Here is a 25037-nt window from a genome sequence, read left to right on the forward strand (position 1 = left end):
AGAAATCAGCCCTACATTCCCTGACGTTCAGTGCACTGAGCAACTGACCGGCTGAGTGACTGAGCAATCGAGCCATCGCACGGTCCCCGCTCCCGAGCCGCCAGACAGGAGCCGACGCATGCGCGCCGCCCGCACTCGTCCCCGTACCCGACTCCGCATCGCCCTCGCCGCCCTGGCCACCGTGGCGTCCGCCGCCCTGACGACCCTCCCCGCTCCGGCCGCCCAGGCGGACTCCGGAGCCACCCGCCTGACCGGCACCCTCGCCGACGGCGCCACCTGGATCGCGGACGTCCCCCCCGACTGGAACGGCACCCTGCTCCTGTTCAGCCACGGCTTCGGCCCCACCGTCGCCCAGGACTCCCCCTCCGACGCCGTACGCACCGAACTGCTCGCCGAGGGTTATGCGATGGCCGGGTCGTCGTACGACCCCCACGGCTCGATGTGGGCCCTGAACAGCGCCGAACGGGACCAGTTCGCCACGCTCGACGCGGTCACCGCGAAGATCGGCACCCCACGGCGCACGCTGTCCGTCGGCCAGTCCATGGGCGGGCTCGTCAACGCTCAGATCGCCCGTGACGGCGCGGGCCGCGTGGACGGCGCGCTCGGCCTGTGCGGCCTGGTGGCCGGCGGCACGGACCTGGACAACTACCAGCTCGACGCCGAGTACACCATCGCCCGGCTGCTCCTGCCCGGCCAGGATGTCGGCCTGGTCCGCTTCGACTCCGCCGCCGGCGCGGCCGCCACCGCCAAGAAGCTCACCGACGCGGTCACCGCCGCACAGAGCACCCCGCAGGGCCGCGCCAGGATCGCGCTGGCCGCCGCCTTCCTGAACCTGCCCGCGTGGGCGCCCGGCGCGACGGCCCCCGCGCCGACCGACTGGGCGGGGCAGGAGAAGCAGCAGTACGCGTGGTTCGCGCAAGGCATCCTCTCCTTCGTCGAGGGCGGCCGGTACGCCATCGAGCAGTCGGCCGGCGGCAACAACTCCTGGAACAAGGGCGTCGACTACGCCCGCCTGCTCGCGGGTTCCGTGCACGCCCCGCAGGTCCGGGCCCTGTACCAGGCGGCCGGCCTGGACCTGCGCGCCGACCTCGCGTCCCTGACGGCGGGTGCCGCGGTCACCGCCGACCCGGCCGCCGTACGCGCCGCGCAGCGCACCTCCTCCGCCGGCCAGGGTCTCGGCGTACCGCTGCTGGACGTCCACACCGTCGCCGACAACCTGGTCCCGGTCGAGCAGGAACAGCGGTTCGCCGACCGGGTGCGTGCAGCCGGTGACGGGGCGCTGCTGCGGCAGGCCTACGTCGAGCGGCAGGGCCACTGCACGTTCACCACCGCCGAGACGGTGGCCGCCCTGCACGCACTGGAACACCGCGTCACCACCGGCCATTGGGACGACGCGGCGACGCCGGGCGCGCTGCAGCGGTCGGCGACGGCGCTGGGCCTGGACGGGGCGGCGTACGTCCCCTACCGGCCGGCACGGCTGACGGTCGGCCGCGACCGCCCGGCGTACCCCACCCGCCCTTGATGTACGGCACCCGCCCTTGATGTACGCCATCTGCCGTCGACGTACGTCACCCGCCCATGACGTGCGGATGCGCCGCCGACCCTCGGGCTCCGCATCCCGCCGCCCGCTCCGGCACCACACCCACCACTGACGTTGGGACCGCTCATGTCCGACACATCCGCTCCATCCGGTCCATCCGCTCCTTCGACCTCTTCATCCGCTCACCCGCGCGCGTCGCTCCCGATCGGCACGCTCGTCGCCGGCTGTCTCGCCGTCTGCCTCGCCCAGATCGGCCTCGCCATGCCGGCCACGCTCAACGGCCTGTTCCAGGAGCACCTGCACCCCGTCGGCTCCCAGCTCACCTGGATCTCCGACGCGTTCCTGCTCCCCGTCGCCGTCCTCGAGCTGTCCTTCGGCGTCCTCGGCGACCTCTTCGGCCGCAAACGGCTGCTGGTCGGCGGTGCCGCGCTGCTGTGCGCGGGTGAGGTCGTCGCCGCGAGCGCCTCCGGCATCCACCAGCTGTGGGTGGGCCAGGCACTGGCCGGGCTGGGCGCCGCCGCGCTCTTCCCGACCTCGCTCGCCATGATCGCGGCCGGCACGCACACCGGACCCCAGCGGGCCCGCGCCATCGCCGTATGGGCCTCCAGCCTGTCCGCGGGCGGCTTCCTCGCCCCGCTGCTCGGCGGCGTCACGGGGACGTACGGCTCGTGGCGCTCGGCGTTCGTGGTGGTCGCGGTACTGGCCGCGATCAGCGCACTGGTGAGCCTGTGGCTGGCCACCGACTCCCGCGCACCTCAGGGCCGCTCGCTGGACGTGGGCGGTCAGATCACCATCGGCGTCGGCCTGTTCGCGCTGCTGTACGCGGTCATCCAGGGACCGGCGGACGGCTGGGGGTCGACCCCGGTGGTCGTGGCGTTCGTGATCGCGGCGGTGTTCATCGGCCTGTTCGTCTACGCCGAGAGCCGCGCCCGGTCGCCCTTGCTGCGCCTGGACCTGTTCCGCAACCGCTCCTTCGCGATCGCGTCGGTCGTGGCGGTCGTGGGCATGTTCAGCTTCCTCGGCACGGCGTACGCGGCGAGCATCCGGCTCGGCCCGATCCAGCACCAGAGCCCGATGCGGACGGCCTTCGCGTTCCTGCTGCTCAACGCCATCACGCCGGTCCTCACCCCGCTGACGTCGCGGCTGCTGCACCGGCTGCCGGCCCGGGCCCTGCTCACCGCCGGTCTGGCGCTGATCGCGGCGGGCGACTTCCTGGCGGCGGGACTGGACGTCGGCGACGAGAACCTGACGTCCCTCATCCTGCCGCTGGGCCTGGTCGGCATCGGCTTCGCCTTCACGGTGTCGTCGATCACCGCGACCGCCGTCAACACGGTCCCGGTGCCGCTCGCGGGCATGGCGAGCGCGGCCACCAACCTGCTGCGCGACTTCGGCTTCACGCTGGGCCCCGCGGTGATCGGCGCGGTGGCGCTGAGCCAGGCCGCGGCCCAGGTGACCTCCTCGCTGGCCGGCGCGTCCTCGCTGAGCGCGGAGTCGAAGGCGGCGGCGCACGAAGTGCTGAAGGAGGGCGGCCCGCTCGCCCTGAACTCGGTACCGCCCGCCTCCCCACCGGGCGCGGCCCGCCCCTACGCCCTGGACGCCCTCGGCCACGGCTACTCGATCGGGTTCGTGGTGTGCGGCGCGGCGGCCCTGTTCTCGGCACTGCTGGTGGTGACGGCGCTGCGGGGGCGTACGGCGGAGGAGAGCGCCGTGGAGGCGGAGGCGGACGGGGAGGAGCGGACGGTACTCGCCACTGGGTGAGGCGGGTGACGCACCACGTCGCGGCCCCGGGGTGCTCGGCACCCCGGGGCCGCAGGCTTTGAACGCCGCGGGCCGTGTGGAAGCGGTTGAGCGGGGCACACGATGGGCATGGTCGGCGACACGGACGACGACAGGTCGATGCGTCGGCAGGGCTCGAGCGGCCACCGGACGGTGCCGCACACCGCCGATGTGCGGATCGAGGCGTGGGGAGTGAGCCGGGAGAGCTGCCTGGCGGAGGCGGCGACCGGCCTCGTGGACTGCTTCGCGGACCTGTCCACGGCCCGTCCCACCGCCGTGGAGCGCGTACGCCTGGCCGAGAACGACGACGACGATCTGCTGGCCGCGCTCCTGGAGGAGGTCGTCTACCGGCTGGAGGTCCACGGCCAGGTGCCCGTGGACGTGGAGGCCGAGTCCGACGAGGAGGGGCTCGAGGTGCGGCTGACGGTGACCGGGCTGTCGGACGTGGAGATCACCGGGGCCGTGCCGAAGGGCGTGTCGTGGCACGGTCTGCACATGGGACCGGACCCTTACGGGTGGTCGTGCACGGCGATCGTGGACGTGTGAGGCGTACCTCTGGGGCCGTCGTCGTGGACCTGTGAGGCGGCGACGGCGTGAGAGCGGAAGCGCCGCGATACCGTCCCTCATCGCCCGTCCCTCATCGCCCGTCCCTCATCGCCCGGCCCACAGCTCCCTCCCGGCGATCACGCGGCCGGCCCGGGACGCGGCGAACGCCCCGTGAGCATGTCCTGCCCGACACGTTCGGCGGCGCAGAGGCGCCGCCCGGGTCGCTCCGGGTGGTTGGAGAACGGCTGGAGCCCGGCTCGGCCGGCCGTCGACGGCGGTGGCCCGCCGCCGGCCGGGTCTGTAAGGCTCGGCCGAGAGTTCAACCGGCTCGGGGACGCCCCTCGTCGGTCACTCGACACTCATGACGGGGAGGTCCGCATGCCGAACACCACATCCCCCCTCCACCTCGGTCCCGGTCCGGCGGTGCCGGGCGAGGAAGCCGTCGTGGAAACCCTGCTGCGCCAGCTTGTGCTGGCCATCGGGCCGCTCAACGTGCTCCAGGCCGGCTGTCCGGACCCGTCCGCCGTCGCCGCCCTGGCGGCGGCGCTGAGCGAGAACGGACGCGGGCGGGTCGTGTGCTGCGAGCCGGAGACCGAGCGGGCCCTGACGGCCGCGGCGGCGATCGAGGAGGCGCGCCTCGGCCGGTACGCCGAGGTGCGGGCGGGCCGTCCCGAGCGCGTGCTGCCCGGCGTGTCCGGCCCCGTCGACCTGCTGCTGCTCGGCGGCGAACCCGAGTCGTACCTCCCGCTGCTGACACTGCTGGAGCCGCGGATGCTGCCCGGTGCAGTGATCGTGGCGGACGGTGCCCGCCGTTTCGCCAAGCGGTGCGCGCCGTTCCTGGCGCATCTGCGGCTGCCCGGCAGCGGATACGTCTCCATGCCCCTGCCCTTCGGCGCCGGCCTGGAACTGGCCGTACGCGCCGGCTGACGCGCCGGACGCCGTACGGCCCACGGCCCGCCCACACCCCCGCGCACATGCCCCCGGAAGGAGCGCTGTGCCCCGACAGCCCCTGATCGCCGAGCCGGTGACCCCGGCCCGCCCCCGCACCTTGCGGAGACTGCTCGTCCGTTACTGCCTGAGGCCCGTGATGGAGTCGCTCACCGCGCTCGGCGCCATGCACGTCGCCACGTTCTGGCACCCGGAGCTGGGCGCTCCGCCCTGTTACTCCGCTGCGGACATCGAGGACCTCCGCCAGCTCTACAGGACGTCTCTAGTGCCGTTCCAGACGGGGCCGGAAGCCTGACAGCGATCACCCACCCTGCGACACCACCTGGAGAGTTGCGATGAGCGACGCACGACTGGTCGGCACCTGGACCACGCAGCTGGACGACGACGGCAAGGCCGTCCCCGGGCTCGTCTCCTTCTCCGCCGACGGCGGAGTCGTGTCGACCCAGCTCAACACCAAGAACATCGGCCTGGGCACCTGGCGCTCCACCGGGCCGGACACCTTCGAGTACGGCTTCCACATCCTCGCGGCCGACGCCGAGGGCAAGCACGTCGGCGAGGCCCATGTCCGGGTGGAGGGCGAGTTCGTGTCGGACACCCAGTGGCAGGGCACCGGCGGCGCCCAGTTCTTCGACCCGCAGGGCACCAAGCTGCGCGGCCACTCCGGGTCCAAGGTGACCGCCGACAAGTTCGGCGTCGACGACTGATGCTCCGGGACCGCCTCCGCGGGGAGCTGGTGGAACCCACCGACCCGGGCTTCCCGCAGGCCAAACAGCTGCAGAACACCGAGTACGACACGGTCCGGCCGCACGCCGTCGCGTACTGCGAGTCGGAGCAGGACGTCGTCGCCTGTCTCAGGCACGCGCAGGACCAGGGACTTGGCGTCCACATCCGCGGCAACGGGCACAGCATGAACGGCTGGTCCACCGGCGAAGGCCTCGTGATCGACCTGTCCCGGATGAACCACGCGCTGGCCGACGGCCCGATCGTCCGGCTCGGCGGGGGCATCCAGTCGCTGGACGCGCTGGACGCGCTCAAGCCGCAGCGCCGCCAGATCGTCACCGGCACCTTTCCCACGGTGAGCGCCGGCGGCTTTCTGACCGGCGGCGGCCTCGGCTGGCAGACCCGCAGGTTCGGGGTGGGCAGCGACCGGATCGCCGCGGCACGGGTGGTGCTGGCCGACGGCCGCAGCGTGCGCTGCTCCGCCACGGAGGAGCCGGACCTGTACTGGGCCCTGCGCGGCGGCGGTGGCGGCAGCTTCGGCATCGTCACCGAGTTCGAGGTGCACCCGATCGACGCCCCGATGATGACGGGCTTCGAGACGCTCTGGGCGTACGAGGACGCCGTGGACGTCCTCACCGCCTGGCAGGAGTGGTGCGTGGCCGGCCCGGACGAACTGGGCACCTCGCTCGTCGTGCTGCCCGGCATGTTCGGCCCCCAGGGCCGGCCGGTGGTGCGGGTGTGGGGCGTCCACCTGGGCCCGACCGAGCAGCTGGTGGCCGAACTCGACGTTCTGGCCGAGCGCGCCGGGGCCAAGCCGATCAGCCGCACCGTACAGCCCCGCGGCACATACGCGGACGTGATGCACGAGGCCCTGTGCGGCTCCCAGACCGTCGCCCAATGCCACCGCACCGGCTCGGGACCGGAGGCCCGGGGGCACCGCCATCCGTACACCCGGCAGAGCTACCGGCTCACCGGCCGGGCCGCGACCCGCGCCGAGTCCTCGGCGCTGCTCGACGCCTGGGACGCCTCGCTCGAACAGGAGAAGCGCGAGCGGTACCTGCTGTGCATCGCTCTGGGCGGCGCGGCGAACCGGGTTCCGCGGACGGCCACGGCGTATGCGCACCGCGACGCACGGTTCCTGATCGGCTATCAGATGGCGTGCCGGAACGTCTCGGAGGACCCCGGGGCCGAGGCCCGCCTCACCGCCTGGGCCGATCGGGCGGGGGCGGCCCTCGCCCCGCTCGCCTGCGGCTCGTACATCAACTTCCCCAGTTCACGGGTGAGCGAGGACTGGGAGACGGACTTCTTCGGCGAGAACCACGCCAGGCTGCTGCAGGTGAAGCGGGCGTACGACCCGGAGAACTTCTTCCGGCACGCGCAGAGCATCGGCAGTCGGACCCTGACGACCAAGGCGGCTTCATGAGGACCGATCTGCGGGACAAGGTGGTACTGGTCACCGGCGCCTCCTCGGGCATCGGGCGGGCGACGGCCGTGACCTACGGCGAGGAGGGGGCCCGCGTCGCGATCACGTACCACACCGACGAGGAGGGCGCCCGGGAGACGGCCCGGCTGGTCGCGGAGGCGGGGGGAACACCCCTGGTCGTCCGCTACGACCTCACCGACGAGCAGTCCATTCGGGACGCCGTCGGCCGGGTCGCCGAGGAGTGGGGCGGCATCGACGTTCTCGTGGCCAACGCCGTCGTGTGGAGCGACGCGATCCCGCGTCCCGGCCGGCCTGTCCCGCGGTTCGAGGACGTCCCGGCCAAACAGTGGCAGGAGGTGCTGCGCACCTCCGTCGAGGCGGTCTTCCACACCGTGCAGGCCGTGCTGCCCCTGATGCGCGGCCGGGACTGGGGGCGCATCGTGCTGATCGGTGCCGGCCTCGCGGACACGGGCAAGCCGGGCGCCGGGGCGTACGGCGCCGGCAAATCGGCCCTGTTCGGACTGATGCGCAGCCTCGCCTGGGAACTGGGCCCCGAGGGGATCCTGGTCAACATGGCGGTGCCGGGGCAGACGGCCACCGAGACGGTGCGGGCGAACGTTCCCGCCTCCTTCCTGGAGGAGAAGGGCAAGACCCTGCCCTCCGGCCGGATGTCCGTACCGCAGGACGTCGCCAACGCGGTGGTCTTCCTCGGCTCCGCGGCCAACGGCAACACCCACGGCGAGACCCTCCGGATCACCGGCGGAGCCTGACGAACCCGTCGCCGCGTCGCCGTACCGAGCCCTGCCGGCCTCCAGGGATCTTCCAAGTCCCCTTGAGAGCGGCAGGGCTCAATGCTGTCCGTCGCGAAACGACTGAGGAGGCACGACATGGCCAAGACCACCAGTCCCCCCGTCGGCAGTCAGGCGCCGGCCTACCCGATGACCCGGAAGTGCCCCTACCAGATGCCGGTCGGGTACGAGGAGTTGCGTGAGCGCGGCCCGCTCACCAAGGTGAGGCTGTACGACGGACGGGAAATATGGCTGGTTCTCGGCAACGAGGTCGGCCGGGCCCTGTTCCCCGACTCTCGGCTTTCCTCGAACGTCCTGCACCCGGGATTCCCCTTCCTGGCCCCCCGGATCGCCGCCCAGACCCAGCAGCGCGCCGCCCCTCCGCTGGTCGGCGTGGACGACCCCGAGCACGCGCGTCAGCGGCGCATGGTGATTCCAGGCTTCGGCATCCGGCGGATCGCCGCGCTGCGCCCGGAGATCGAGCGGATCGCGGACGGGCTCGTCGACGAGATGCTCGACCGGGGCAGCCCCGCCGAACTGCTCTCCCAGTACGCCCTTCCGCTGCCTTCCGCGGTGATCTGCGCCCTGCTCGGAGTGCCGTACGAGGACCGTGGGTACTTCGACGAGCGGTCCCGGCACGTGCTGTCCTCCTCGGGCGAGGGTGCGGCGGAACAGGCCCGCAAGGCCTTCACCGAGATCCTCGGCTATCTGTACGAGCTGGTCGCGAAGAAGGAGAAGCAGCCTGGCGACGGCCTCATCGACGAACTGATCACCCATCAGCTCGAAGAGGGCAAGGTCGACCGCGACGAGCTGGCCATGATCTGCTCGCTGCTGCTCGTCTCCGGCCACGAGACCACCTCCAACATGATCGCGCTGGGCACCGTGACCCTGCTCGAACACCCCGAACAGCTCGCGCTGCTGCGGCAGGACGACAGACTGCTGCCGGGCGCGGTGGAGGAGCTGATGCGGTTCACCTCCATCGGCGACGTGCTGATGCGGGTGGCGGCCGAGGACATCGAGATCGCCGGGCAGACCATCAGGGCCGGTGACGGCGTGGCCATGTCGACCATGCTGATGAACCGCGACCCGCACGCCTGGGAGAACCCCGACACCTTCGACGTCACCCGGTCCGCCGGCCGGCATGTCGCCTTCGGCTACGGCATCCACCAGTGCATCGGACAGAACCTCGCCCGGGCGGAGATGGAGATCGCCTTCCGCACCCTCTTCCGGCGCATCCCGGGCCTCAGGGTGCCGGTCCGCTCCGAGGAACTGCCCCTGAACGCCCCGTACGTGCTGCAGGGCGTCGCCGAACTCCCCGTCGAGTGGTGACGGGGGCCGGAGTGGAGATCAGCATCGCGACCGACCGCTGTATCGGCGCCGCCATGTGCGCCCTGACCGCGCCGGAAGTGTTCACCCAGGACGACGACGGGGTGAGCCGCCTGCTCCCCGGCGCAGCCGGCAGCACCCACGACACCTCGGTACGGGAGGCGGCCCGGGCCTGCCCGGTCCAGGCCATCACCGTGCACGGCGGCTGAGGGGGCGGCCGTTGTTCTGCGGGGTGACGGGGCCGGTCCGGCCGTTGTGCGGTGGGTGACAAGGGTGGTCCGGCGGTCGTCCGGTGCGTGACCGGGCCGGGCCGTCGTCCGGTGGCTCGACTGGGGGGACCGGCGCTCCGGGCGGAGACCGGTGCGGCGCCGTCGTCGCCGGTGAGCGGCGTCGAGTTGGCCTCCACGGCGCTTCGAGACCGGCGGGAGAGCGTGTCGGCCATGGAGATTCGCAGCCTCAACAGTGACGACCCGGCGACCCTCGCCGCTCTGCTCCCCGGTTTCCGCGAAACCATGCGCCTGGAGCTGCCGGCGGACCCGCCGGTGACCGAGGCGCTGCTCGCGCGGCTCTTCCAGCAACGCCACGGCACCGAGCGCATCGTGCTCGCCGCCTACGACGCACAGACCCCGGCCGGGGTCCTCAAGCTCGGCCTCGACCTGGGCGATCCGTCCGGCCCGGGGCACGGCTCGCTCTGGGTGTTCCCCGGCTTCCGGCGCCGCGGCGCGGGCCGGGCGCTGGCAGCGGCGGGCCGGGCCGCCCTGCGTGAACGGGGCCGCGACCTGCTGCTGGTGGACGCGCCCAGAGGAGCGGCCGCGGAACGCTTCGCGGAACAGCTCGGCGCCGGGCTCGTCGGCGAGACCCTGCGCAACCGGCTGCCGCTGGCCGTGGCCGCCCGCGGACCGCTTCGGGCCGCGGCGGCCCGCCAGGTGCCCGGATACCGCCTGGTGCACTGGACCGGCCGCTGCCCCGACACGCTCGTCGAGTCCTACGCCCGCGCCTGGAGCGCGCTGGAGGAGCGGGTCAACGGCCAGGCCCGGGTGCGCCGCCCGTCCACCGCCGACGTCCGGGCGCGCGAGGCCGAGGCCGAACGGGCGGGACACCGCATCCACGCGGTCGCGGCCCTGCCCGAGGACAGTGGGGACGGCGGCGACATCGTCGCCTACAGCACGCTGTTCGTGCGGGACAGCCCGATGGCCGACGCCGGGGAGACGCTGGTCCTGCCGCAGCACCGGCGGCGGGGCCTCGGTACCTGGATGAAGGCGTCCCTGCTGCTGCGGGCCGCCCGGGACAACGCGGGCCTGGTGCTCGTCCAGGTCTTCAACGACGTCGGCAACACCGCCGTCGTCGCACTCAACCGCGGACTCGGCTTCGAGGCCGACTCCTGCTGGTCCACGTACGCGCTCAAGGCCTGACTGCCCGGCGGGCCACCCCACCCGACGGCCCGATCCGCCCCGAGAGGAACCCCGATGATCACTCAGAGCCCAGCCGAGCAGCGCGCGCGGAGCGCCCGACTCGTACGCGACTGGTACCGGACGCTGTACCGCGAGCACCGGTTCGACGAGGCCGTCCGCTTCCTCCACGCCGATCACATCGAGCACGACCCGCTGGCCGGACCGGCCGCCGGCGGCCCTGCCGGCCGCTTCCGGAGCCTGGCCGGGCAGTTCCCGGGCCTGCGCGCGCACATCGACCATCTGGTCGCCGACGGCGACCGGGTGATGCTGTTCGCGACCTGGACCGGGCGGACGCCGTCGGACGAGGAATTCCGGCTCCACACGGCCGAGTTGCACCGCGTCCAGGACGGCCTGATCGCCGAGCACTGGAACGTGGTGGACCGCGACGTTCTCGCGGCCCACGGTCTGCCCGGGCTCGACGGCGACGGCGTCCAGCCCGCCGCGCCCGGACTGCGCGGCCCGCACACCGCCACCGAGGAGGCCAACGCGCGACTGGTGCTGGGGGCGTACCGCGAGGTCTTCAGCGAGCACCGCCTGGACCTCGCCGACAGCTATTACCACCAGGACTACCGGCACCACAACGTACGCACCACGGCGGTGCCGGACGGGCTGGAGGCCTTCAAGGCCTTCTTCGCCGACAACATCGCCGCCTTCCCGGACCTCGTCACCACCGTCGACCACATCGTCGCCGCCGACGACCGGGTGATGGTCTTCGTGACCTGGACCGGCACCCTCACCGGGGCGTGGAGCGGCGGCGGCCCCTCAGGCGTGCCGCTGGTGATGCGCACCTGCGACCAGTTCCGGATCGAGCGCGGCAAGGTGGCCGAGCACTGGGAGGTCGTGGACTATCTCGCGCTGCGCCGCGCCGGGCTCCCGACGCCGTGAGCGGCACCATCGACGACGTCGACCTCGGCGTCCACGTCCTCCGTTGCGAGAAAGGGTCCCGCGATGCAATCCAGTGACGCACCCGTACTGATCGTGGGCGGCAGCCTGGTGGGCCTGTCCGCCGCCGTGTTCCTCGCCCACCACGGAGTCCGCTGCACCCTCGTGGAGCGGCACCCCGGCACCTCCGTCCACCCCCGAGCGGTCGGCTACTACCCGCGGACCGCGGAACTGCTGCGGCAGGCCGGTGTGGAGGACGCCGCCCGGCGCGAGGCCGCCGGCTTCGAGACGCACCGGACCCGTGCCGGGGTGACCTCCCTCGCCGGCGAGGTGCTGTTCAGCAAGGAGGAGCTGGAGGGCAACGACGAGCTGGGCGACCTCACTCCCTCCCGGCTCCTGCTGCTGCCGCAGGACCGGCTGGAGCCGCTGCTGCGTGAGCGGGCGGTGGCACTCGGCGCGGACCTGCGGTTCGGCACGGAACTCCTGTCCTTCGCGGAGGACCCGGACGGGGTCACCGCGGTCCTCGCGGACGACGACGGCACCCGCACCTTCCGCAGCGACTGGCTGCTGGCCTGCGACGGTCCGCGCAGCAGCGTGCGCGAGGCGCTCAAGGTGCGAAGGCAGGGCCGCGGGGTGCTGTCCCGCCACGTGAGCATCGCCTTCGGGGCGGACCTGCGCCCCGTCCTCGGCGACCGGCGCTACAGCGTCGTCCATGTGAAGAACCCTCAGGTCATGGGCATCCTGGTGCATGACGACACCCTGACGGGCGGCACCCTGATCGTCGGCTACCGCCCGGAGGACGGCGAGAGCCTTGAGGACTTCACCGACGCCCGCTGCGCCGAGCTGGTCGGCGCGGCCATCGGCTCGCCCGGCGTGGCGGTGACGATCCGCTCCCGTTTCCCCTGGGACATGGCGGAACAGGTCGCCGACGGCTTCCTGCACGGGCGGGTGCTGCTCGCGGGTGACGCCGCGCACGTGGTTCCGCCGACCGGCGGCTACGGCGCGAACACCGGGATCGCCGACGCCCACAACCTGGCCTGGAAGCTCGCTCTGGTGGTGAACGGCACCGCGGGCGCAGGGCTGCTGGAGACGTACGACGCCGAGCGCCGGCCGGTCGCGGTGTACACCGCCGAACAGGGGTCGCTGCAACTGGCGGTGCGCTCCGGCAGCGCCACCGCGGAGCAGCAGGCCGCCGCGGCGGACGCGCTGACCGTGACGATGGGCCACGCGTACCGGTCCCACGCCGTGGTCCCGGAGCCGGGCGCCGAGGCGCCGGTGGCCCCCGCCGATCCGCGCACGCTGCGGGGCGAGGCGGGCACCCGGGCACCGTACGTGCCGCTGTCACGGGACGGCATTGCGGTTTCCACACTCGACCTGTTCGGCAGCGGCTTCGTGCTGCTGGCGGGTGAGCGGGGCGGGCCCTGGCTGACCGCGGCCGCCGGAGCGGCCACCGAGCTGCGTGTGCAGATCACCGCGCGCCGGGTGGTGCCGGGCACGGGCGGCGGGGCGGGCACCCTGGCCGATCCGGAGGGTCGCTGGGCCGACCGCTACGGGATGCGGCCCGAGGGCGCGGTGCTGGTACGGCCGGACGGAGTCGTCGCCTGGCGCTCGCCCGGCGCGGATCCGGCCGGCGCGGAGACCGCGGCACTGACCGGCGTGCTCCGTACCGTGCTCGCGCGGGGCTGAGCGGACGAACCGGGGGCTGCGGCAGGTCCGCCGTGGCCCCCGGAGCGGTGTCCACGCCGTGCCGTCCGCTCAGGCAGGACCGGCCCCGTCGGACTGCAGTTCGGCGATGGAGTCGACGTACTTGATCAGCAGCCGGGCGAACTCCAGCCGCTCCTCCTGCGGCCAGTCCCGGGTGATGCGCTCGAACGCCGCGCGCTGGTGGTGACGGAAGCGGGCCAGCATGTCGTGGCCCTCGGGGGTGAGCTGGAGGATCGTACGGCGTCCGTCGCGCTGCGAGGCGGCGCGGACCAGATAGCCGGCCGAGATGCAGTCGGAGACCATACGGCTGGCCACGGAGGGGTCGACGGCCAGCCGCTCGCCGACCACGCCGACGGTGATCTCTTGACCCTCGTGTTCAGGCCCGTCCTGGACGATGTTGAGGACCAGAGTCCTCGTCATGTCCTTGCGCGACAACTGCTTTTCGACATTCAGCGCCTGAGTCCGCCGCAGCCGCGAGAACGCGGGTCCCACCGCGTCGAGCAGGTCGGACGCCACCGGCGGACTCTGTGTCGAGGTCTCCATACCCGCATTCTAGGCGACTTGATTACGTCGAGCGAGCATCTGTATGCTACCAATCTACTGCATGTTATAAAGCACATATCTGCTGCACAACACACATCACCTTCCAGACGAGGGGACCGCCATGTCTACGGGGAACACCGGTCAGGACTTCGATTTCGACGTGCTCGTCGTCGGCGGCGGGCCCGTCGGCATGCTGCTCGCCGCGGAACTGCGCATCTCCCGGGTCCGTGCCGTGGTGCTGGAGCGGCTGCCCGAACGCACCCCGCACTCCAAGGCCTTCGGCCTGCACGCCCGTTCCCTCGAGTCCCTCGACCGGCGCGGCCTGGTGGAACGCTTCCGCGACGGCGCGCGGTCCTGGAACAACGGCCACTTCGCGGGACTCGACGAGTGGGTCGACTTCTCCGCCCTGGACAGCAAGCACGCCTACGCCCTGCTCTCGGAGCAGACCAGGACCGAGCGGCTCCTGGAGGAGCGCGCCGTCGAGCTCGGCACGGAGATCCGGCGCGGCCACGAAGTCACCGCCGTCCGCCAGGACGCCGACGGCGTCGAGGCGGAGGTCACCGGCCCCGACGGCGCCTACACGCTGCGCGCCCGGTACGCCGTGGGCTGTGACGGCGCGCGCAGCCTCGTGCGCCGGGAGGCGGGCATCGCCTTCCCGGGCACGGGCGGCAGGGTCACCGCACGTCTGGGCGACGTGATCCTCCCCGACCGGGAGAACGCCCCGATGGGCATGGAGCGGACCGAGCGCGGCCTGCTGTTCTGCGTGCCGCTGGACGACACCTACCACCGCGTGTCCACGTTCGACTTCCAGGCCGAGCGCGAGGCGGGTGCGGAGCTCACCCTGGAGGAGCTGACCGGGAGCCTGCGCGAGATCTGGGGCAGCGACCTCGGAGCGCACTCCCCGCGCTGGCTGTCCGTCTTCACCGACTCCGCCTGCCAGGCCGACCGCTACCGCGAGGGCCGGATCCTCGTCGCGGGCGATGCAGCGCACACCCACTTCCCGGTCGGCGGCCAGGGTGTCAACCTCGGCCTCCAGGACGCCTTCAACCTCGGCTGGAAGCTCGCCGCCACCGTGCACGGCTGGGCTCCCGAAGGGCTGCTCGACAGCTACGACAGGGAGCGCCAGGGCCCGGCCCGCACGGTGCTGGCCAACACTCGCGCCCAGATCGCGCTCATGAACCCGGACCCGTACGTCACCCCGCTCCGGGACCTGTTCACCGATCTCATGCGCCGGGAACAGGTGAACCTCCACCTCGCGCAGATGCTCAGCGGCGTCACCGTCCGCTACGAGATCGAGGGCCCCGAGCACCGCATGCTCGGTGACTTCGCCCGCGACCTGGAACTGGTCACGGAGGAAGGGCCCAGGACCCTGCCCGCGTACCTCAAGCGGGGCACCGGTGTGCTGCTCGACCTGGCGGGCCGGCCGGAGATCACGCAGACCTACGAGAAGTGGAGCGCGGGCGTGTCCTGGGCCGGACGCGTCCGCCACGTACAGGCGACCTGCGCCGGTGAGCCGCAGCTGGCCGGCCTGCTCGTCCGCCCCGACGGCTATGTCGCCTGGGCCGTCGACCGGGACCAGCCGGAGGCCGTGGTGCGCGACTCGCTCGGCACGGCACTCGCCACCTGGTTCGGCACCGTCTGACCGGCTGCACCACCACTCGTCATCCCCCACCTCTGTCGAGCAGCACAAGGAGATCCGTGAGCGCCCCGCCCTGGTCACAAGAACTTCTGTGGAAGACCGATCTCATAACCCCCATGGCGATACGGGTGGCCGCGACCCTGCGGCTGTCCGACCATCTCGAGGCCGGTGCGAGCACCGTCGACGAGCTGGCCCGCGCGGCGGACGTGGACCCCACCGCGCTGCGCCGCCTCATGGGCCACCTGGTGACGGCCGGCGTCTACCGGGTGCTGTGCGACGGCACCTGCGAGGCCACCGAACTCGGCGCCCTGCTCCGCTCCGACGTCCCGGGCTCGGGCCGTGACTGGCTCACGCTGGAGGGACCGACCGGCCGTGGCGAACTCTCCTTCTTCCGGCTCCTCGACGCGCTGCGCTCCGGCCACCCGGTCTACCCCGAGCTGTACGGGGAGGACTTCTGGACGGACGTCGAGGGGGACCCGGCGCTCGCCGAGTCCTTCGCGCGGCGCATGGCGGCCAGCATGGAGTGGGTGACCCCCGCACTGCTGGAGCAGGGTGACTGGCAGGGCGTCCGGCACGTCGTCGACGTCGGCGGCGGCAGCGGCGCTCTCCTGGCGGCCGTCGTCGGCGCCGTGCCCGGTGCGCGCGGCACCCTGGTCGATCTCGAGCAGACCGTCGAGTCGGCCGCCGCGGAGTTCGAGGCCGCCGGGGTCCGGGAGCGCTGCCGAGCGATGGCACGAAGCTTCTTCGACCCGCTGCCCGCCGGCGGTGACGTGTACCTGCTGGCCAACGTGCTGCTCAACTGGCCCGACGACCGCGCGACCGCCATCCTGCGGCGCTGCGCCGAGGCCGTCGCCCCGAACGGCCGCGTCATGGTCGTGGAAGGGCTGCTCGACGTGCAGACCGGCCAGACCGATCTGGACCTGCGGATGCTCGTCTACCTCGGCGGGCAGATGCGCACGACCGACGGTCTGCGCGGGCTGGGAAAGGCGGCGGGACTCGCACTCCAGCGCGTCGTCGACCTCGGCGGGATCCGGTCGCTCGCCGAGTTCACCCCGGTCTGATCCCCACGCGGCGCATCCCCGTCGCCCGTTGCCGAGGGTGCCGGAAACGACGGCACCCTCCCCCCGTACCAACCACAAGCACAAGGAGCACATCCATGCGTATCGTCCGTCACCACGAGTTCGGCGCCCCCTCGGTGCTGCGCGTCGAGGAGGCAGACAAGCCCGCCCCGGGCCCCGGTGAGGTGCTGATCCGCACCGAAGCGGTCGGCGTCAACTTCGCCGAGTGCCAGCGTCGGCAAGGCATCCCGGTCGGCGGCCCCGCCACTCTCCCCGGCTCCCCGGGCGGCGACGTCGCCGGCACCGTCGAGGCCCTCGGCGAGGGCGTCACTCAGGTGCGGATCGGCGACCGCGTGGTCACCGGTGTCGGCGCCGACGGGTACGCCGAGTACGTGGTCGCCCGCGCCGACTGGCTGTTCGCCGTCCCCGAGGGCATCGACGCCGGCCAGGCCACGTCCCTGCCGATCCCCGCCCAGACCGCCTACCACGTGATCGTCACGGCCGGGCGGCTGCGGGCCGGGGAGTCCGTGCTCATCACGGCCGCGGCCGGAGGCATCGGCCACCTGCTGGTGCAGATGGCCAAGGTGCTCGGCGCCGGCCGGGTCATCGCCGCCGCGAGCAGCCAGGACAAGCTGGACTTCGCCGCCTCGCTGGGCGCCGACCACACCGTGAACTACGGCGAGGACGGCTGGGAGGAGAAGGTCCTGGCCGCGACCGACGGCCGGGGCGTCGACCTGGTGCTGGAGACCGTCGGCGGCGACATCCTCACCAAGAGCGTGAACCTCACCGCCCCCTTCGGCCGGACCGTGGTGTACGGCACGGCGAGCGGCGAGGTGCCGGCCATCGAGGTCGGCGACATCTTCGACAACCGCACCGTCATGGGCTTCAGCATGTGGGGGGTCATGCGGTACCGGCCGGAGGCCATGGCCGACGGCGCCAAGGAGCTGCTGGACATGGTGGCCTCCGGCAAGGTCCGGCCCGTCGTACACGCCGAGCTGCCCCTGGAGGAGGCCGCCGCCGCCCACGAGCTGATGGAGGCACGCTCCCAGCTCGGCCGAGTGGTGCTCGTCCCCTGACAGCCCCGCAACCCGCGGGCACTTCGCGCGTCCGAGGACTTGCGCACCGTGCACTAATATGTAGACTGACATACACGTGCATGAGAACATATAAAAAGTAACCCGGATCCCCTGGGCGGAGCCGTGGCACGACCCGCCGGCTCGAACAACACTTCCTAGTTGGGAGAACACCATGCGAATCGTCCGCCACTACGAGCACGGCGCCCCCTCGGTGCTGCGTGTCGAAGAGGCGGAGACGCCGCAGCCCGGACCGGGCGAAGTGCTGATCCGCTCCGAAGCCATCGGCGTCACCTTCGCCGAGGTCCAGCGCCGCCAGGGCATTCCGATCGGCGGTCACGCCACGCTGCCCGGCGCTCCCGGCGGCGACGTCGCCGGCACCGTCGAGGCCCTCGGCGAAGGCGTCACCCACCTGAGCGTCGGCCAGCGTGTCGTGGTCGACGTCGACCACGGCGCCTACGCCGACCACGTCACGGCCGACGCCGCCTGGGCCATTCCCATCCCGGACACCATGGACGCCGCCGAGGCGACCCTGCTGCCCAGCCCGGCCCAGACCGCCTACCACGCCCTGAAGGAGGCGGGCCAGCTCAAGCCCGGCGAGACCGTACTGATCGACGCCGCCTCCGGTGGTGTCGGCCACCTCGCCGTGCAGATCGCCAAGGCGATGGGCGCGGGCAAGGTGATCGCCACCGCCAGTACGCAGGCCAAGCTGGACTTCGTCCGCGACCTGGGCGCCGACGTCACCGTCAACTACACCGACGAGGACTGGGACGAGCAGGTCGGCGCCGCCACGGACGGCCGCGGCGCGGACGTCGTGCTGGAGACCGTCGGCGGCGACATCCTCATCAAGAGCATCGCCCTGACCGCCCAGTTCGGCCGGCTGGTCTTCTACGGTTCGGCCAGCGGCGACATCCAGCCCGTCAACCCGCTGATGCTCAGCCGGATGAAGACCGTGGCCGGCTTCGCGCTCTACGCGATGCTCTACAACAAGCCCGAGGCCATCGCCGCGGGCCAGCGGGACCTGCTCGACATGATCGGCTCCGGCAAGGTGCGCCCGATCGTCCATGAGCGGCTCCCGCTCGTGGACGCCGTCAAGGCGCACGAGCTGATGGAGGCCCGGGCCCAGCTCGGCAAGGTCGTCCTGGTTCCCTGACCGGCGGTCCGCCCGGATCGCCGTACCCAGACGGTGGCCGGCCGCACTCATCCCCCGTTGCGGCCGGCCACTCCTCCACCACCCGCACAGCGAAGTGAAGATCCCCTTTTCGGACGGTCACGACGCCGGCCGCGCCCTGGCGCCCGGCGGGACGGGGACGGAAAACCACTCGTTGGAGCCGCCGGCTCCAGGCGGGTCCTGATCCCTTCACCGAAAGGTCACTTCCGTGTCATCCCCGACAAGCGGATCCGCCGGCCTCGGAGGCACCGCACCGCAGGCACCCGAGACCAAGGTCAAGAGCGTGATCGTCGCGTGCATGCTGGCCGTGTTCCTGGCCATGCTGGACGCCCAGATCGTCGCCACCGCCCTGCCCCGCATCGTCGCCGACCTCGGCGGCCTGGACGCGTTCGCCTGGGTGACGACCGCGTACATCATCTCCAGCAGCGTCACCACGCCGGTCTACGGCAAACTCGGCGACCTCTTCGGCCGCAAGAAGGTCTTTCTGATCGCCATCGTGCTGTTCCTGATCGGCTCCGCCGCCTCGGGCGCCGCACAGTCGATGGAACAGCTGATCCTCTTCCGTGTCGTCCAGGGCATCGGAGCGGGCGGCCTGTTCGTCTCCGTGCTCGCCATCATCGGCGAGATGTTCAGCCCACGTGAAGGCGCCAAGTACTTCAACCTCTTCGGCATCGTCTTCGCCGGGGCCGCCATCGCCGGACCCGCCATCGGCGGTGTGCTGACCGACCTGCTCAGCTGGCACTGGGTCTTCCTCATCAACCTGCCCATCGGGCTGGTCGTCCTCGGCATGATCGGCACGAGCCTGCACCTGCCGCCGAAGAGGCGTCAGGCGCACATCGACTACGCCGGTTTCGCCACCCTGAGCGCCGCCATCGTCTCGCTCACCCTGCTCGCCAGCTGGGGCGGGGTGAAGTACGACTGGGCGTCCCCGCAGATCATCGGCCTCGGTGCCGTCGCCGTCGTCGCGGCCGTGCTGTTCGTGGCCGCCGAACGGCGCGCCCCCGAACCGGTCATCCCCCTGCACCTGTTCCGCGACTCCACCTTCACCATCAGCGTCCTGGTCAGCCTGGTGGCCGGTGTCGTCTTCCTCGGCGCGGTCAACTTCCTCGCCCTGTACGTACAGGTGGTCACCGGAGCGAGCCCCACCCTGTCCGGTGTGGTGCTGCTGCCGATGATGTTCGGTCTCGTCGCCTCGTCCATGGTCAGCGGGCGCATCATCACCCAGACCGGCAGGTACAAGTGGTACCCGGTCCTGAGCATGGCCACCGGCATCGGCGGCGCGGTGCTCTTCTCCACCATGGACACCGGCACCCCGAGGGCCGTGGTCATCGCGTACATGCTGCTTTTCGGCATCGCGGCGGGCCTCAACATGCAGGTGCTCACGATGGCCGCCCAGAACACCGCACCGCGCGACGACATCGGCGCCGTCCACGCCACCGTGTCCTTCACCCGCCAGCTCGGCAGCACCCTGGGCATCTCGGTCTTCGCCGCCCTCTTCTACAACCGGTTGAGCGACGAACTCACCAAACGGCTCCCCGCCGGCGCGCTGGCCGGCACCGACCGCAACACGCTCTCCTCCCACGAGGTCCTCGACAAGCTCCCGGCCTCCGTGCGGGACGCGGTCAAGGAGGCGTACACCCACGCGCTCAGCCCGGTCTTCCTCGCCGCCGTGCCCGTGCTCGTGCTCGGCCTCGTCATCGCCGTGCGGATGAAGAACCTGCCGCTGCGCTCCTCGGGCCACGGCGGAGGCGAGGCGACGCCGGAACACTCCCCCACGGCAGCCGAACACTGACCACATCCCCGGCGCCTCCCGGCCGCCCTCCCCCATGGCGCGACACCGCGCACGGGAGGGCGGCCTTCTGCGTCGGCCCCCGGCACCGGCCCCCGGCACCGCACCCGCCCGGGCTCCGCCGAGCTGCCTGACCGGTTCAGCGCTCTTCGAGCCCGTCTCGACACCCCCCGGCCATCGTCGGCAGCACCGCACACGACCAACGCCGATGGCGATCAGGAGGCTTGAGTGACAACGACCGAAGACCCGAGCACGACGGCAGCGGCGGTCGATCCCGGGCCGCTGATCAAGCTGACCATCGCCGACTGCGCCGCCAAGGCACTGCACAGCGGCGTGACCCTGGGGGTGTTCGGTGCGCTGGCCGACGGCCCCCTCGACGCCGCCGCAGTGGCCGACCGCACCGCCACGCACCACCGGATGCTCCCGGACTTCCTGGACGCCCTGGCAGGGCTCGGTCTCCTCGAACGCCGCGACGGCCGGTACCGCAACTCGGAGCTCGCGCAGACCTATCTGGTGCCCGACTCCGCCTCGTACCTCGGTGGGTTCATCGAGCTGACCAACGAGACGCTGTACGGCACCTGGGGCCGGCTCACCGAGGCCCTGCGCAGCGGTGAGGCCCAGCATCTCGACCCCGACAAGGGCGGGTTCGTCGGAGACCGGCACAAGGACCCGGCGAAGATGAAGCGGTTCCTGGCGGGCCTCGACGCCTACAGCGACCGGATGGGAACCGAACTGGCCCGCCGCGTCGACTGGAGCAGGTACACGTCCCTCACCGACCTGGGCGGTGCCCGCGGCAACATGGCCGCCGTCATCGCCCAGGCCCACCCCCACCTGACGGCGACCTGCTTCGACCTGGAGCGCACCCGGCCGCTGTTCACCGAACACATGGCCGGCCTCGGCATCGGCGACCGGGTCGCCTTCGTCGGCGGGGACTTCTTCACCGACCCCCTGCCCGACTCGGACGTGATCGTCCTCGGTCACATCCTGCACGGCTTCGACACCGAGAAGCGTCTGGCCCTGCTCCGCCGGGTCCACGACGCGGTGCGCCCGGGCGGAACGGTGCTCGTGTACGACCGCATGATCGACGACGCCCGGAGCGATCCCGAACGGCTCCTGAGCAGCCTGCACATGCGGCTGGTCAGCCCGGACGGCTCCGAGTACCGCATCGCGGACTGCCGCTCCTGGCTGCGCGAGGCCGGTTTCGCCGACGGCACCGCCGAGCCGCTCCTCGGCACCCACACCCTCGTGAAAGCCCACAAGGAGGCAGCAGCATGAAGCAGGAGCAGACTCCCGTCCTCATCGTCGGCGGCGGGCTGACCGGCCTGTCCGCCGCCGTCTTCCTGGCCCACCACGGGGTAAAGGCCCTGCTGGTGGAACGGCACGCCGACACCTCCACCCACCCCAAGGCCCGCGCGATCAACCCGCGCACCATGGAGCTGTTCCGCGCCGTCGGCATGGAGGAGCGGGTCCGGGCCGGGCGTTCGCCCATCTCCGGCAACACCGACCTGGTGCACGTGGAGACCCTGGCCGGCAAGGAGCGGGTGCGCATGCCGAACGCCTCGCCCGACGACATCGGTCGCATCAGCCCCACACTGTGGACGCTCATCGACCAGAACCAACTGGAGCCGATCCTGCGCGCCCGGGCCGTGGAGGCCGGAGCCGACGTGCGCTTCCACACCCGGGTGGAGGCGCTCCAGGAGGACGCGGACGGCGTACTGGCCCGCGTCACGGACCTGTCCACCGGCACCGAGTCGGAGATCCGCGCTCAGTACGTGATCGCCGCGGACGGCAGCCGCAGCCCGCTGCGGGAGATGCTGGGCATCGGAGCGCACGGTCGCGGCACCATCACCAACCTGGTGAGCTTCTTCTTCGAGGCCGACCTCGAGGAGGCGCTGCGCGGGCGCCGGATCATCGCCGCCTACGTCAACAACCCCGAGGTGCGCGGCACGATCATCCCGCTGGACAACGACCGGCGCTGGGTCATCAACGTCTCCTTCTTCCCCGACCGGGGGCAGCGTGCCGAGGACTTCACCGAGGAGCGCTGCATCACGCTGGTGCGGGCCGCGGTCGGCATCCCGGACCTGCCTCTGAAGATCGAGTCGGTGGACATGCCGGCCTGGGACATCTCCGCTCGGGTCGCGGACTCCTTCGCCACCCGCCGGGTGTTCGTCGCCGGGGACGCCGCCCACGTGATGCCGCCCACCGGGGCCTTCGGCGCCAGCACCGGCATCCAGGACGTCTACAACCTGGCGTGGAAACTGGCTCTGGTGCTCTCGGGCGCCGCAGGCCCGGCACTGCTGGAGAGCTACGACGCGGAACGGCGTCCCGTCGCCGAGGAGACCGTGCGGCAGGCGATGCTCCGGTTCGCGGTCCGCGAGGGCAAGCAGTACCAGGAGGTCGCCGACGAGCTGCTCACCGAGACGACCATGACCTTCGGCTACTGCTACCTGTCCGGCGCCTTCGCCCGGGAGGAAGGCGCCCCCGGTGTGCTGATCGAGGATCCCGAGCACCCGAGCGCGGCGCCGGGGGCCCGTGCCCCGCACCTGGTCCTGGACGGCCCCGACGGCCCGCTGCCCGTCACGGACCTGTTCGCCGACGGATTCACCCTGCTCGTGGACGAGGCGGCCGGCCCCTGGCCGACGGCCGTCGAGCAGGAGGCCGGCGCCCTCGGCGTCGCCCTGAAGACGCTCCGCGTCGGGCCGCGGCAGCAGTACACCGACCGCGACGGCGAGTTCAGGCAGCGCTACGGGCTCATGCCCGGGGGTGCGGTGCTGGTCCGTCCGGACGGTTTCGTCGGCTGGCGCGCCACCGCCGGCCGCTCCGGCGCCGTCGACCGCGCGGCGACCGCAGCCCTGCGCACGCTGCTGGACCGCGCCTAGGGTCATTCGTTCGCGTTGAAAAACGTCCGCCGTGCACACCCCGCTCGGGGTGTGCACGGCGGACGTCGCTGTGCCGGGCCCGGTCACCCGGGCGTGCGTGCGAGGACCCGGTCGAGAACCTCCGCCAGCGTCCGGGCGGGCTGTGGCGGCAGGTGTGCCGTGCGCCAGGCGATGAACCCGTCCGGCCGGACCAGGACGGCACCTGAGGCACCGACCCCGTAGCGGGCGAGGAAGCGCTCCACCGTCTGTTCGGGCTCCTCGGCGCCGACCCGGTGGAAAGCGACGCCCGAGGGCAGGGCGACCGCCGAGCAGGCGCTCTCCCAGGCACCGCCGTCGGGCCCGGCCAGCAGCCAGAAGCCGCCGTCCAGCAGATCGTGCAGCGGCACCTCCTTGCCCGCCCGGACGACCGGCAGGTGAGGGGCGCGGGTTCCCGGCCGGCCGGAGGGGGTCGTGGGGTCCTCCACCGGGGCACCGTCGCCCGGGCCGTCCTCGCCGAGCACGGCGCCGGAGCGGTAGACGTGACCGAAGAGCACCGTGGTCTCCGGGCGGTGCCGGGCGGCCGCCTCCTCATCGAGACCGCTGCGCTGCAGGTAGCGGATCACCCCCTGGTCGACCGTGAACTCGGCGACCGGCGCCCGCTCCTGCTCGTAGCTGTCGAGCAGCGCGGGGCCCGCCTGGCCGCGCAGCACGAGGGCGAGCTTCCATGCCAGGTTGTGCGCGTCCTGGACACCCATGTTGCCGCCGAACCCGCCGGTGGGCGGCATGACGTGCGCGCAGTCGCCGGCCAGCAGCACCCGGCCGGAGCGGAAGCGGTCGGCCACCCAGGCGGCGATCTCCCAGCTCGTCGCCGACTCGATCCGCACCGGGAGGTCGGGCACTCCGACCGCGGCACGCACCAGGCCGACGCAGTCCTCGGTGCCGTACTCCTCGTGGCTCGTGCCGGGCGGCAGGCTGGGCGCCAGCACCCAGCGGTCGGAGTCCTCGCCGCCGAGCTTGCCGAGCACCCCCTTGACGCGGTCGTTGCTGACGAAGCAGAGGAAGAAGGTGCGGCCCGCGACGTACGGGTCGAGGTCGGCGTGGAACACGATGTTCATCTGGCGGCCGAAGACGCCCTGGCCGTGATGGCCGATGCCGAGCCCGTGACGCACCCCCGCCCGGGACCCGTCGGCGGCGATCAGGTACCGCGCCCGCACCGTGCGCCCGGCGGATCCCGCACCCTCCCGCAGATCGCGCAGCACGGCGGTGACGCCGTCGTCGTCCTGGGTGAAGGCGGTCATCTCGGTGGCGAAGCGGATGTCGGCCCCGAGTTCCTCGGCGCGCGCCCGGAGGACCGGCTCGAAGCGGTCCTGTCCGATCAGGGTCCAGCCGGTGCTGCCCACCTCGGCCGGGTCGTGCCGGAACGGCCCGTCGAAGCGGCCGAGTTCGGCTCCGGCGAGCGACTCGGCCTGCAGGACGTCGCCGTAGTGCGCGTGCGGGTTCTCGTTGGCGCGCACCGCCTCCTCCAGACCCAGCGCACGCATCAGCTCCATGGTGCGCGGACTCGCCGCCTGCGCGCGCGGGTGGGCGGAGATCTGCCCGTGCCGCTCCACCACCAGTGGACGTATGCCCTGCTGGGCCAGGAACAGCGCCTGGGCCAGTCCCACCATGCTGCCGCCCACGATCAGTACGTCGGTCGTCTCGTCTGCCATACGGGCTCCTGGACAGTGCGAATGTGCTCGGACACGTGTGGCCCCGATGCAACCTCCCCCTGCTCGAACGGGCCTGGTGGCGGGTGCGGAGGC

Annotated in this window: 22 protein-coding genes; 20 read left to right on the plus strand and 2 right to left on the minus strand. The window is 72.3% G+C overall.

All coding sequences use genetic code 11. The features are described from left to right. Window positions 1-118: 118 nt before the first annotated feature. The 13 genes from C3488_RS15480 to C3488_RS15540 all read left to right on the plus strand — a co-directional run bounded on the left by C3488_RS15480 (window position 119) and on the right by C3488_RS15540 (window position 13086). On the plus strand, window positions 119-1522 hold the full coding sequence (locus tag C3488_RS15480) for an alpha/beta hydrolase (protein WP_103839994.1): 1404 nt from the start codon (window positions 119-121) through the stop codon (window positions 1520-1522). 144 nt (window positions 1523-1666) lie between these two features. Beyond that, window positions 1667-3298 carry an MFS transporter gene (locus tag C3488_RS15485; protein WP_103839995.1) on the plus strand — a complete coding sequence of 544 codons (1632 nt, stop codon included), beginning with the start codon at window positions 1667-1669 and terminating at the stop codon, window positions 3296-3298. A 108-nt stretch (window positions 3299-3406) separates the two neighbouring features. Further along, entirely contained in the window at window positions 3407-3862 is a 456-nt protein-coding gene (locus tag C3488_RS15490) for an archease (protein ID WP_103840048.1), read from the plus strand. A gap of 378 nt (window positions 3863-4240) precedes the next feature. Continuing rightward, window positions 4241-4789 (plus strand): O-methyltransferase, encoded by a 549-nt coding sequence (locus tag C3488_RS15495; protein ID WP_181139031.1) that lies wholly within the window; start codon window positions 4241-4243, stop codon window positions 4787-4789. Between the two features lie 67 nt (window positions 4790-4856). After that, window positions 4857-5105 carry a hypothetical protein gene (locus C3488_RS15500; protein WP_103839997.1) on the plus strand — a complete coding sequence of 83 codons (249 nt, stop codon included), beginning with the start codon at window positions 4857-4859 and terminating at the stop codon, window positions 5103-5105. Window positions 5106-5145: 40 nt separating this feature from the next. Continuing rightward, the gene (locus tag C3488_RS15505) at window positions 5146-5514 is read left to right on the plus strand and encodes a hypothetical protein (RefSeq protein ID WP_103839998.1); all 369 of its coding nucleotides are present in this window, start codon (window positions 5146-5148) and stop codon (window positions 5512-5514) included. A 29-nt stretch (window positions 5515-5543) separates the two neighbouring features. Next, entirely contained in the window at window positions 5544-6953 is a 1410-nt protein-coding gene (locus C3488_RS15510; protein ID WP_181139032.1) for an FAD-binding oxidoreductase, read from the plus strand. Further along, window positions 6950-7723 carry an SDR family NAD(P)-dependent oxidoreductase gene (locus tag C3488_RS15515; RefSeq protein WP_103840000.1) on the plus strand — a complete coding sequence of 258 codons (774 nt, stop codon included), beginning with the start codon at window positions 6950-6952 and terminating at the stop codon, window positions 7721-7723. The genes C3488_RS15510 and C3488_RS15515 overlap by 4 nt, the downstream gene beginning before the upstream one ends. Before the next feature lie 117 nt (window positions 7724-7840). Continuing rightward, window positions 7841-9070, plus strand: coding sequence for a cytochrome P450 (locus tag C3488_RS15520; RefSeq protein WP_103840001.1), 1230 nt, complete (start codon window positions 7841-7843; stop codon window positions 9068-9070). Window positions 9071-9081: 11 nt separating this feature from the next. After that, window positions 9082-9276 (plus strand): ferredoxin, encoded by a 195-nt coding sequence (locus C3488_RS15525; RefSeq protein ID WP_103840049.1) that lies wholly within the window; start codon window positions 9082-9084, stop codon window positions 9274-9276. A gap of 231 nt (window positions 9277-9507) precedes the next feature. Beyond that, on the plus strand, window positions 9508-10479 hold the full coding sequence (locus C3488_RS15530; protein ID WP_103840002.1) for a GNAT family N-acetyltransferase: 972 nt from the start codon (window positions 9508-9510) through the stop codon (window positions 10477-10479). Between the two features lie 54 nt (window positions 10480-10533). Beyond that, window positions 10534-11403: an ester cyclase family protein gene (locus tag C3488_RS15535; RefSeq protein ID WP_103840003.1), complete on the plus strand. Its 870-nt coding sequence runs from the start codon at window positions 10534-10536 to the stop codon at window positions 11401-11403. A gap of 63 nt (window positions 11404-11466) precedes the next feature. After that, entirely contained in the window at window positions 11467-13086 is a 1620-nt protein-coding gene (locus C3488_RS15540) for an FAD-dependent oxidoreductase (RefSeq protein WP_103840004.1), read from the plus strand. A gap of 69 nt (window positions 13087-13155) precedes the next feature. Here the strand turns inward: C3488_RS15540 and C3488_RS15545 are convergent, their stop codons facing one another. Beyond that, window positions 13156-13647 carry a MarR family winged helix-turn-helix transcriptional regulator gene (locus C3488_RS15545; protein WP_103840005.1) on the minus strand — a complete coding sequence of 164 codons (492 nt, stop codon included), beginning with the start codon at window positions 13645-13647 and terminating at the stop codon, window positions 13156-13158. Between the two features lie 121 nt (window positions 13648-13768). Here C3488_RS15545 and C3488_RS15550 point away from each other — a divergent pair, with 121 nt between their 5' ends. From C3488_RS15550 to C3488_RS15580, 7 genes are all read left to right on the plus strand, one after another. After that, window positions 13769-15289, plus strand: a complete 1521-nt coding sequence (locus tag C3488_RS15550; protein WP_219822313.1) for an FAD-dependent monooxygenase — start codon at window positions 13769-13771, stop codon at window positions 15287-15289. A 113-nt stretch (window positions 15290-15402) separates the two neighbouring features. Next, window positions 15403-16347 (plus strand): methyltransferase, encoded by a 945-nt coding sequence (locus C3488_RS15555; protein ID WP_103840006.1) that lies wholly within the window; start codon window positions 15403-15405, stop codon window positions 16345-16347. 95 nt (window positions 16348-16442) lie between these two features. Beyond that, on the plus strand, window positions 16443-17420 hold the full coding sequence (locus C3488_RS15560; RefSeq protein ID WP_103840007.1) for a zinc-binding dehydrogenase: 978 nt from the start codon (window positions 16443-16445) through the stop codon (window positions 17418-17420). A 172-nt stretch (window positions 17421-17592) separates the two neighbouring features. Next, entirely contained in the window at window positions 17593-18570 is a 978-nt protein-coding gene (locus C3488_RS15565; RefSeq protein ID WP_103840008.1) for a zinc-binding dehydrogenase, read from the plus strand. Between the two features lie 226 nt (window positions 18571-18796). After that, a complete protein-coding gene (locus C3488_RS15570; RefSeq protein ID WP_258053433.1) occupies window positions 18797-20380 on the plus strand; it encodes an MDR family MFS transporter in 1584 nt (527 codons plus the stop codon). Between the two features lie 225 nt (window positions 20381-20605). Then, window positions 20606-21652, plus strand: a complete 1047-nt coding sequence (locus C3488_RS15575; RefSeq protein ID WP_103840009.1) for a methyltransferase — start codon at window positions 20606-20608, stop codon at window positions 21650-21652. Then, the gene (locus tag C3488_RS15580; protein WP_103840010.1) at window positions 21649-23256 is read left to right on the plus strand and encodes an FAD-dependent monooxygenase; all 1608 of its coding nucleotides are present in this window, start codon (window positions 21649-21651) and stop codon (window positions 23254-23256) included. Before C3488_RS15575 ends, C3488_RS15580 begins: the two co-directional genes overlap by 4 nt. Window positions 23257-23339: 83 nt before the next feature. Here the strand turns inward: C3488_RS15580 and C3488_RS15585 are convergent, their stop codons facing one another. Continuing rightward, a complete protein-coding gene (locus C3488_RS15585) occupies window positions 23340-24944 on the minus strand; it encodes an FAD-dependent monooxygenase (protein WP_103840011.1) in 1605 nt (534 codons plus the stop codon). Window positions 24945-25037: the final 93 nt, after the last annotated feature.

The sequence above is a fragment of the Streptomyces sp. Ru72 genome, assembly GCF_002920635.1.
Taxonomy (GTDB): Bacteria; Actinomycetota; Actinomycetes; order Streptomycetales; family Streptomycetaceae; genus Streptomyces.

Coding starts and splice junctions, on each gene's coding strand:
- C3488_RS15480 (WP_103839994.1), top strand. CDS start 119: ATGCGCGCCGCCCGCACTCGTCCCCGTACCCGACTCCGCATCGCCCTC.
- C3488_RS15485 (WP_103839995.1), top strand. CDS start 1,667: ATGTCCGACACATCCGCTCCATCCGGTCCATCCGCTCCTTCGACCTCT.
- C3488_RS15490 (WP_103840048.1), top strand. CDS start 3,407: ATGGTCGGCGACACGGACGACGACAGGTCGATGCGTCGGCAGGGCTCG.
- C3488_RS15495 (WP_181139031.1), top strand. CDS start 4,241: ATGCCGAACACCACATCCCCCCTCCACCTCGGTCCCGGTCCGGCGGTG.
- C3488_RS15505 (WP_103839998.1), top strand. CDS start 5,146: ATGAGCGACGCACGACTGGTCGGCACCTGGACCACGCAGCTGGACGAC.
- C3488_RS15515 (WP_103840000.1), top strand. CDS start 6,950: ATGAGGACCGATCTGCGGGACAAGGTGGTACTGGTCACCGGCGCCTCC.
- C3488_RS15520 (WP_103840001.1), top strand. CDS start 7,841: ATGGCCAAGACCACCAGTCCCCCCGTCGGCAGTCAGGCGCCGGCCTAC.
- C3488_RS15530 (WP_103840002.1), top strand. CDS start 9,508: ATGGAGATTCGCAGCCTCAACAGTGACGACCCGGCGACCCTCGCCGCT.
- C3488_RS15535 (WP_103840003.1), top strand. CDS start 10,534: ATGATCACTCAGAGCCCAGCCGAGCAGCGCGCGCGGAGCGCCCGACTC.
- C3488_RS15540 (WP_103840004.1), top strand. CDS start 11,467: ATGCAATCCAGTGACGCACCCGTACTGATCGTGGGCGGCAGCCTGGTG.
- C3488_RS15545 (WP_103840005.1), bottom strand. CDS start 13,647: ATGGAGACCTCGACACAGAGTCCGCCGGTGGCGTCCGACCTGCTCGAC.
- C3488_RS15550 (WP_219822313.1), top strand. CDS start 13,769: ATGTCTACGGGGAACACCGGTCAGGACTTCGATTTCGACGTGCTCGTC.
- C3488_RS15555 (WP_103840006.1), top strand. CDS start 15,403: ATGGCGATACGGGTGGCCGCGACCCTGCGGCTGTCCGACCATCTCGAG.
- C3488_RS15560 (WP_103840007.1), top strand. CDS start 16,443: ATGCGTATCGTCCGTCACCACGAGTTCGGCGCCCCCTCGGTGCTGCGC.
- C3488_RS15565 (WP_103840008.1), top strand. CDS start 17,593: ATGCGAATCGTCCGCCACTACGAGCACGGCGCCCCCTCGGTGCTGCGT.
- C3488_RS15580 (WP_103840010.1), top strand. CDS start 21,649: ATGAAGCAGGAGCAGACTCCCGTCCTCATCGTCGGCGGCGGGCTGACC.
- C3488_RS15585 (WP_103840011.1), bottom strand. CDS start 24,944: ATGGCAGACGAGACGACCGACGTACTGATCGTGGGCGGCAGCATGGTG.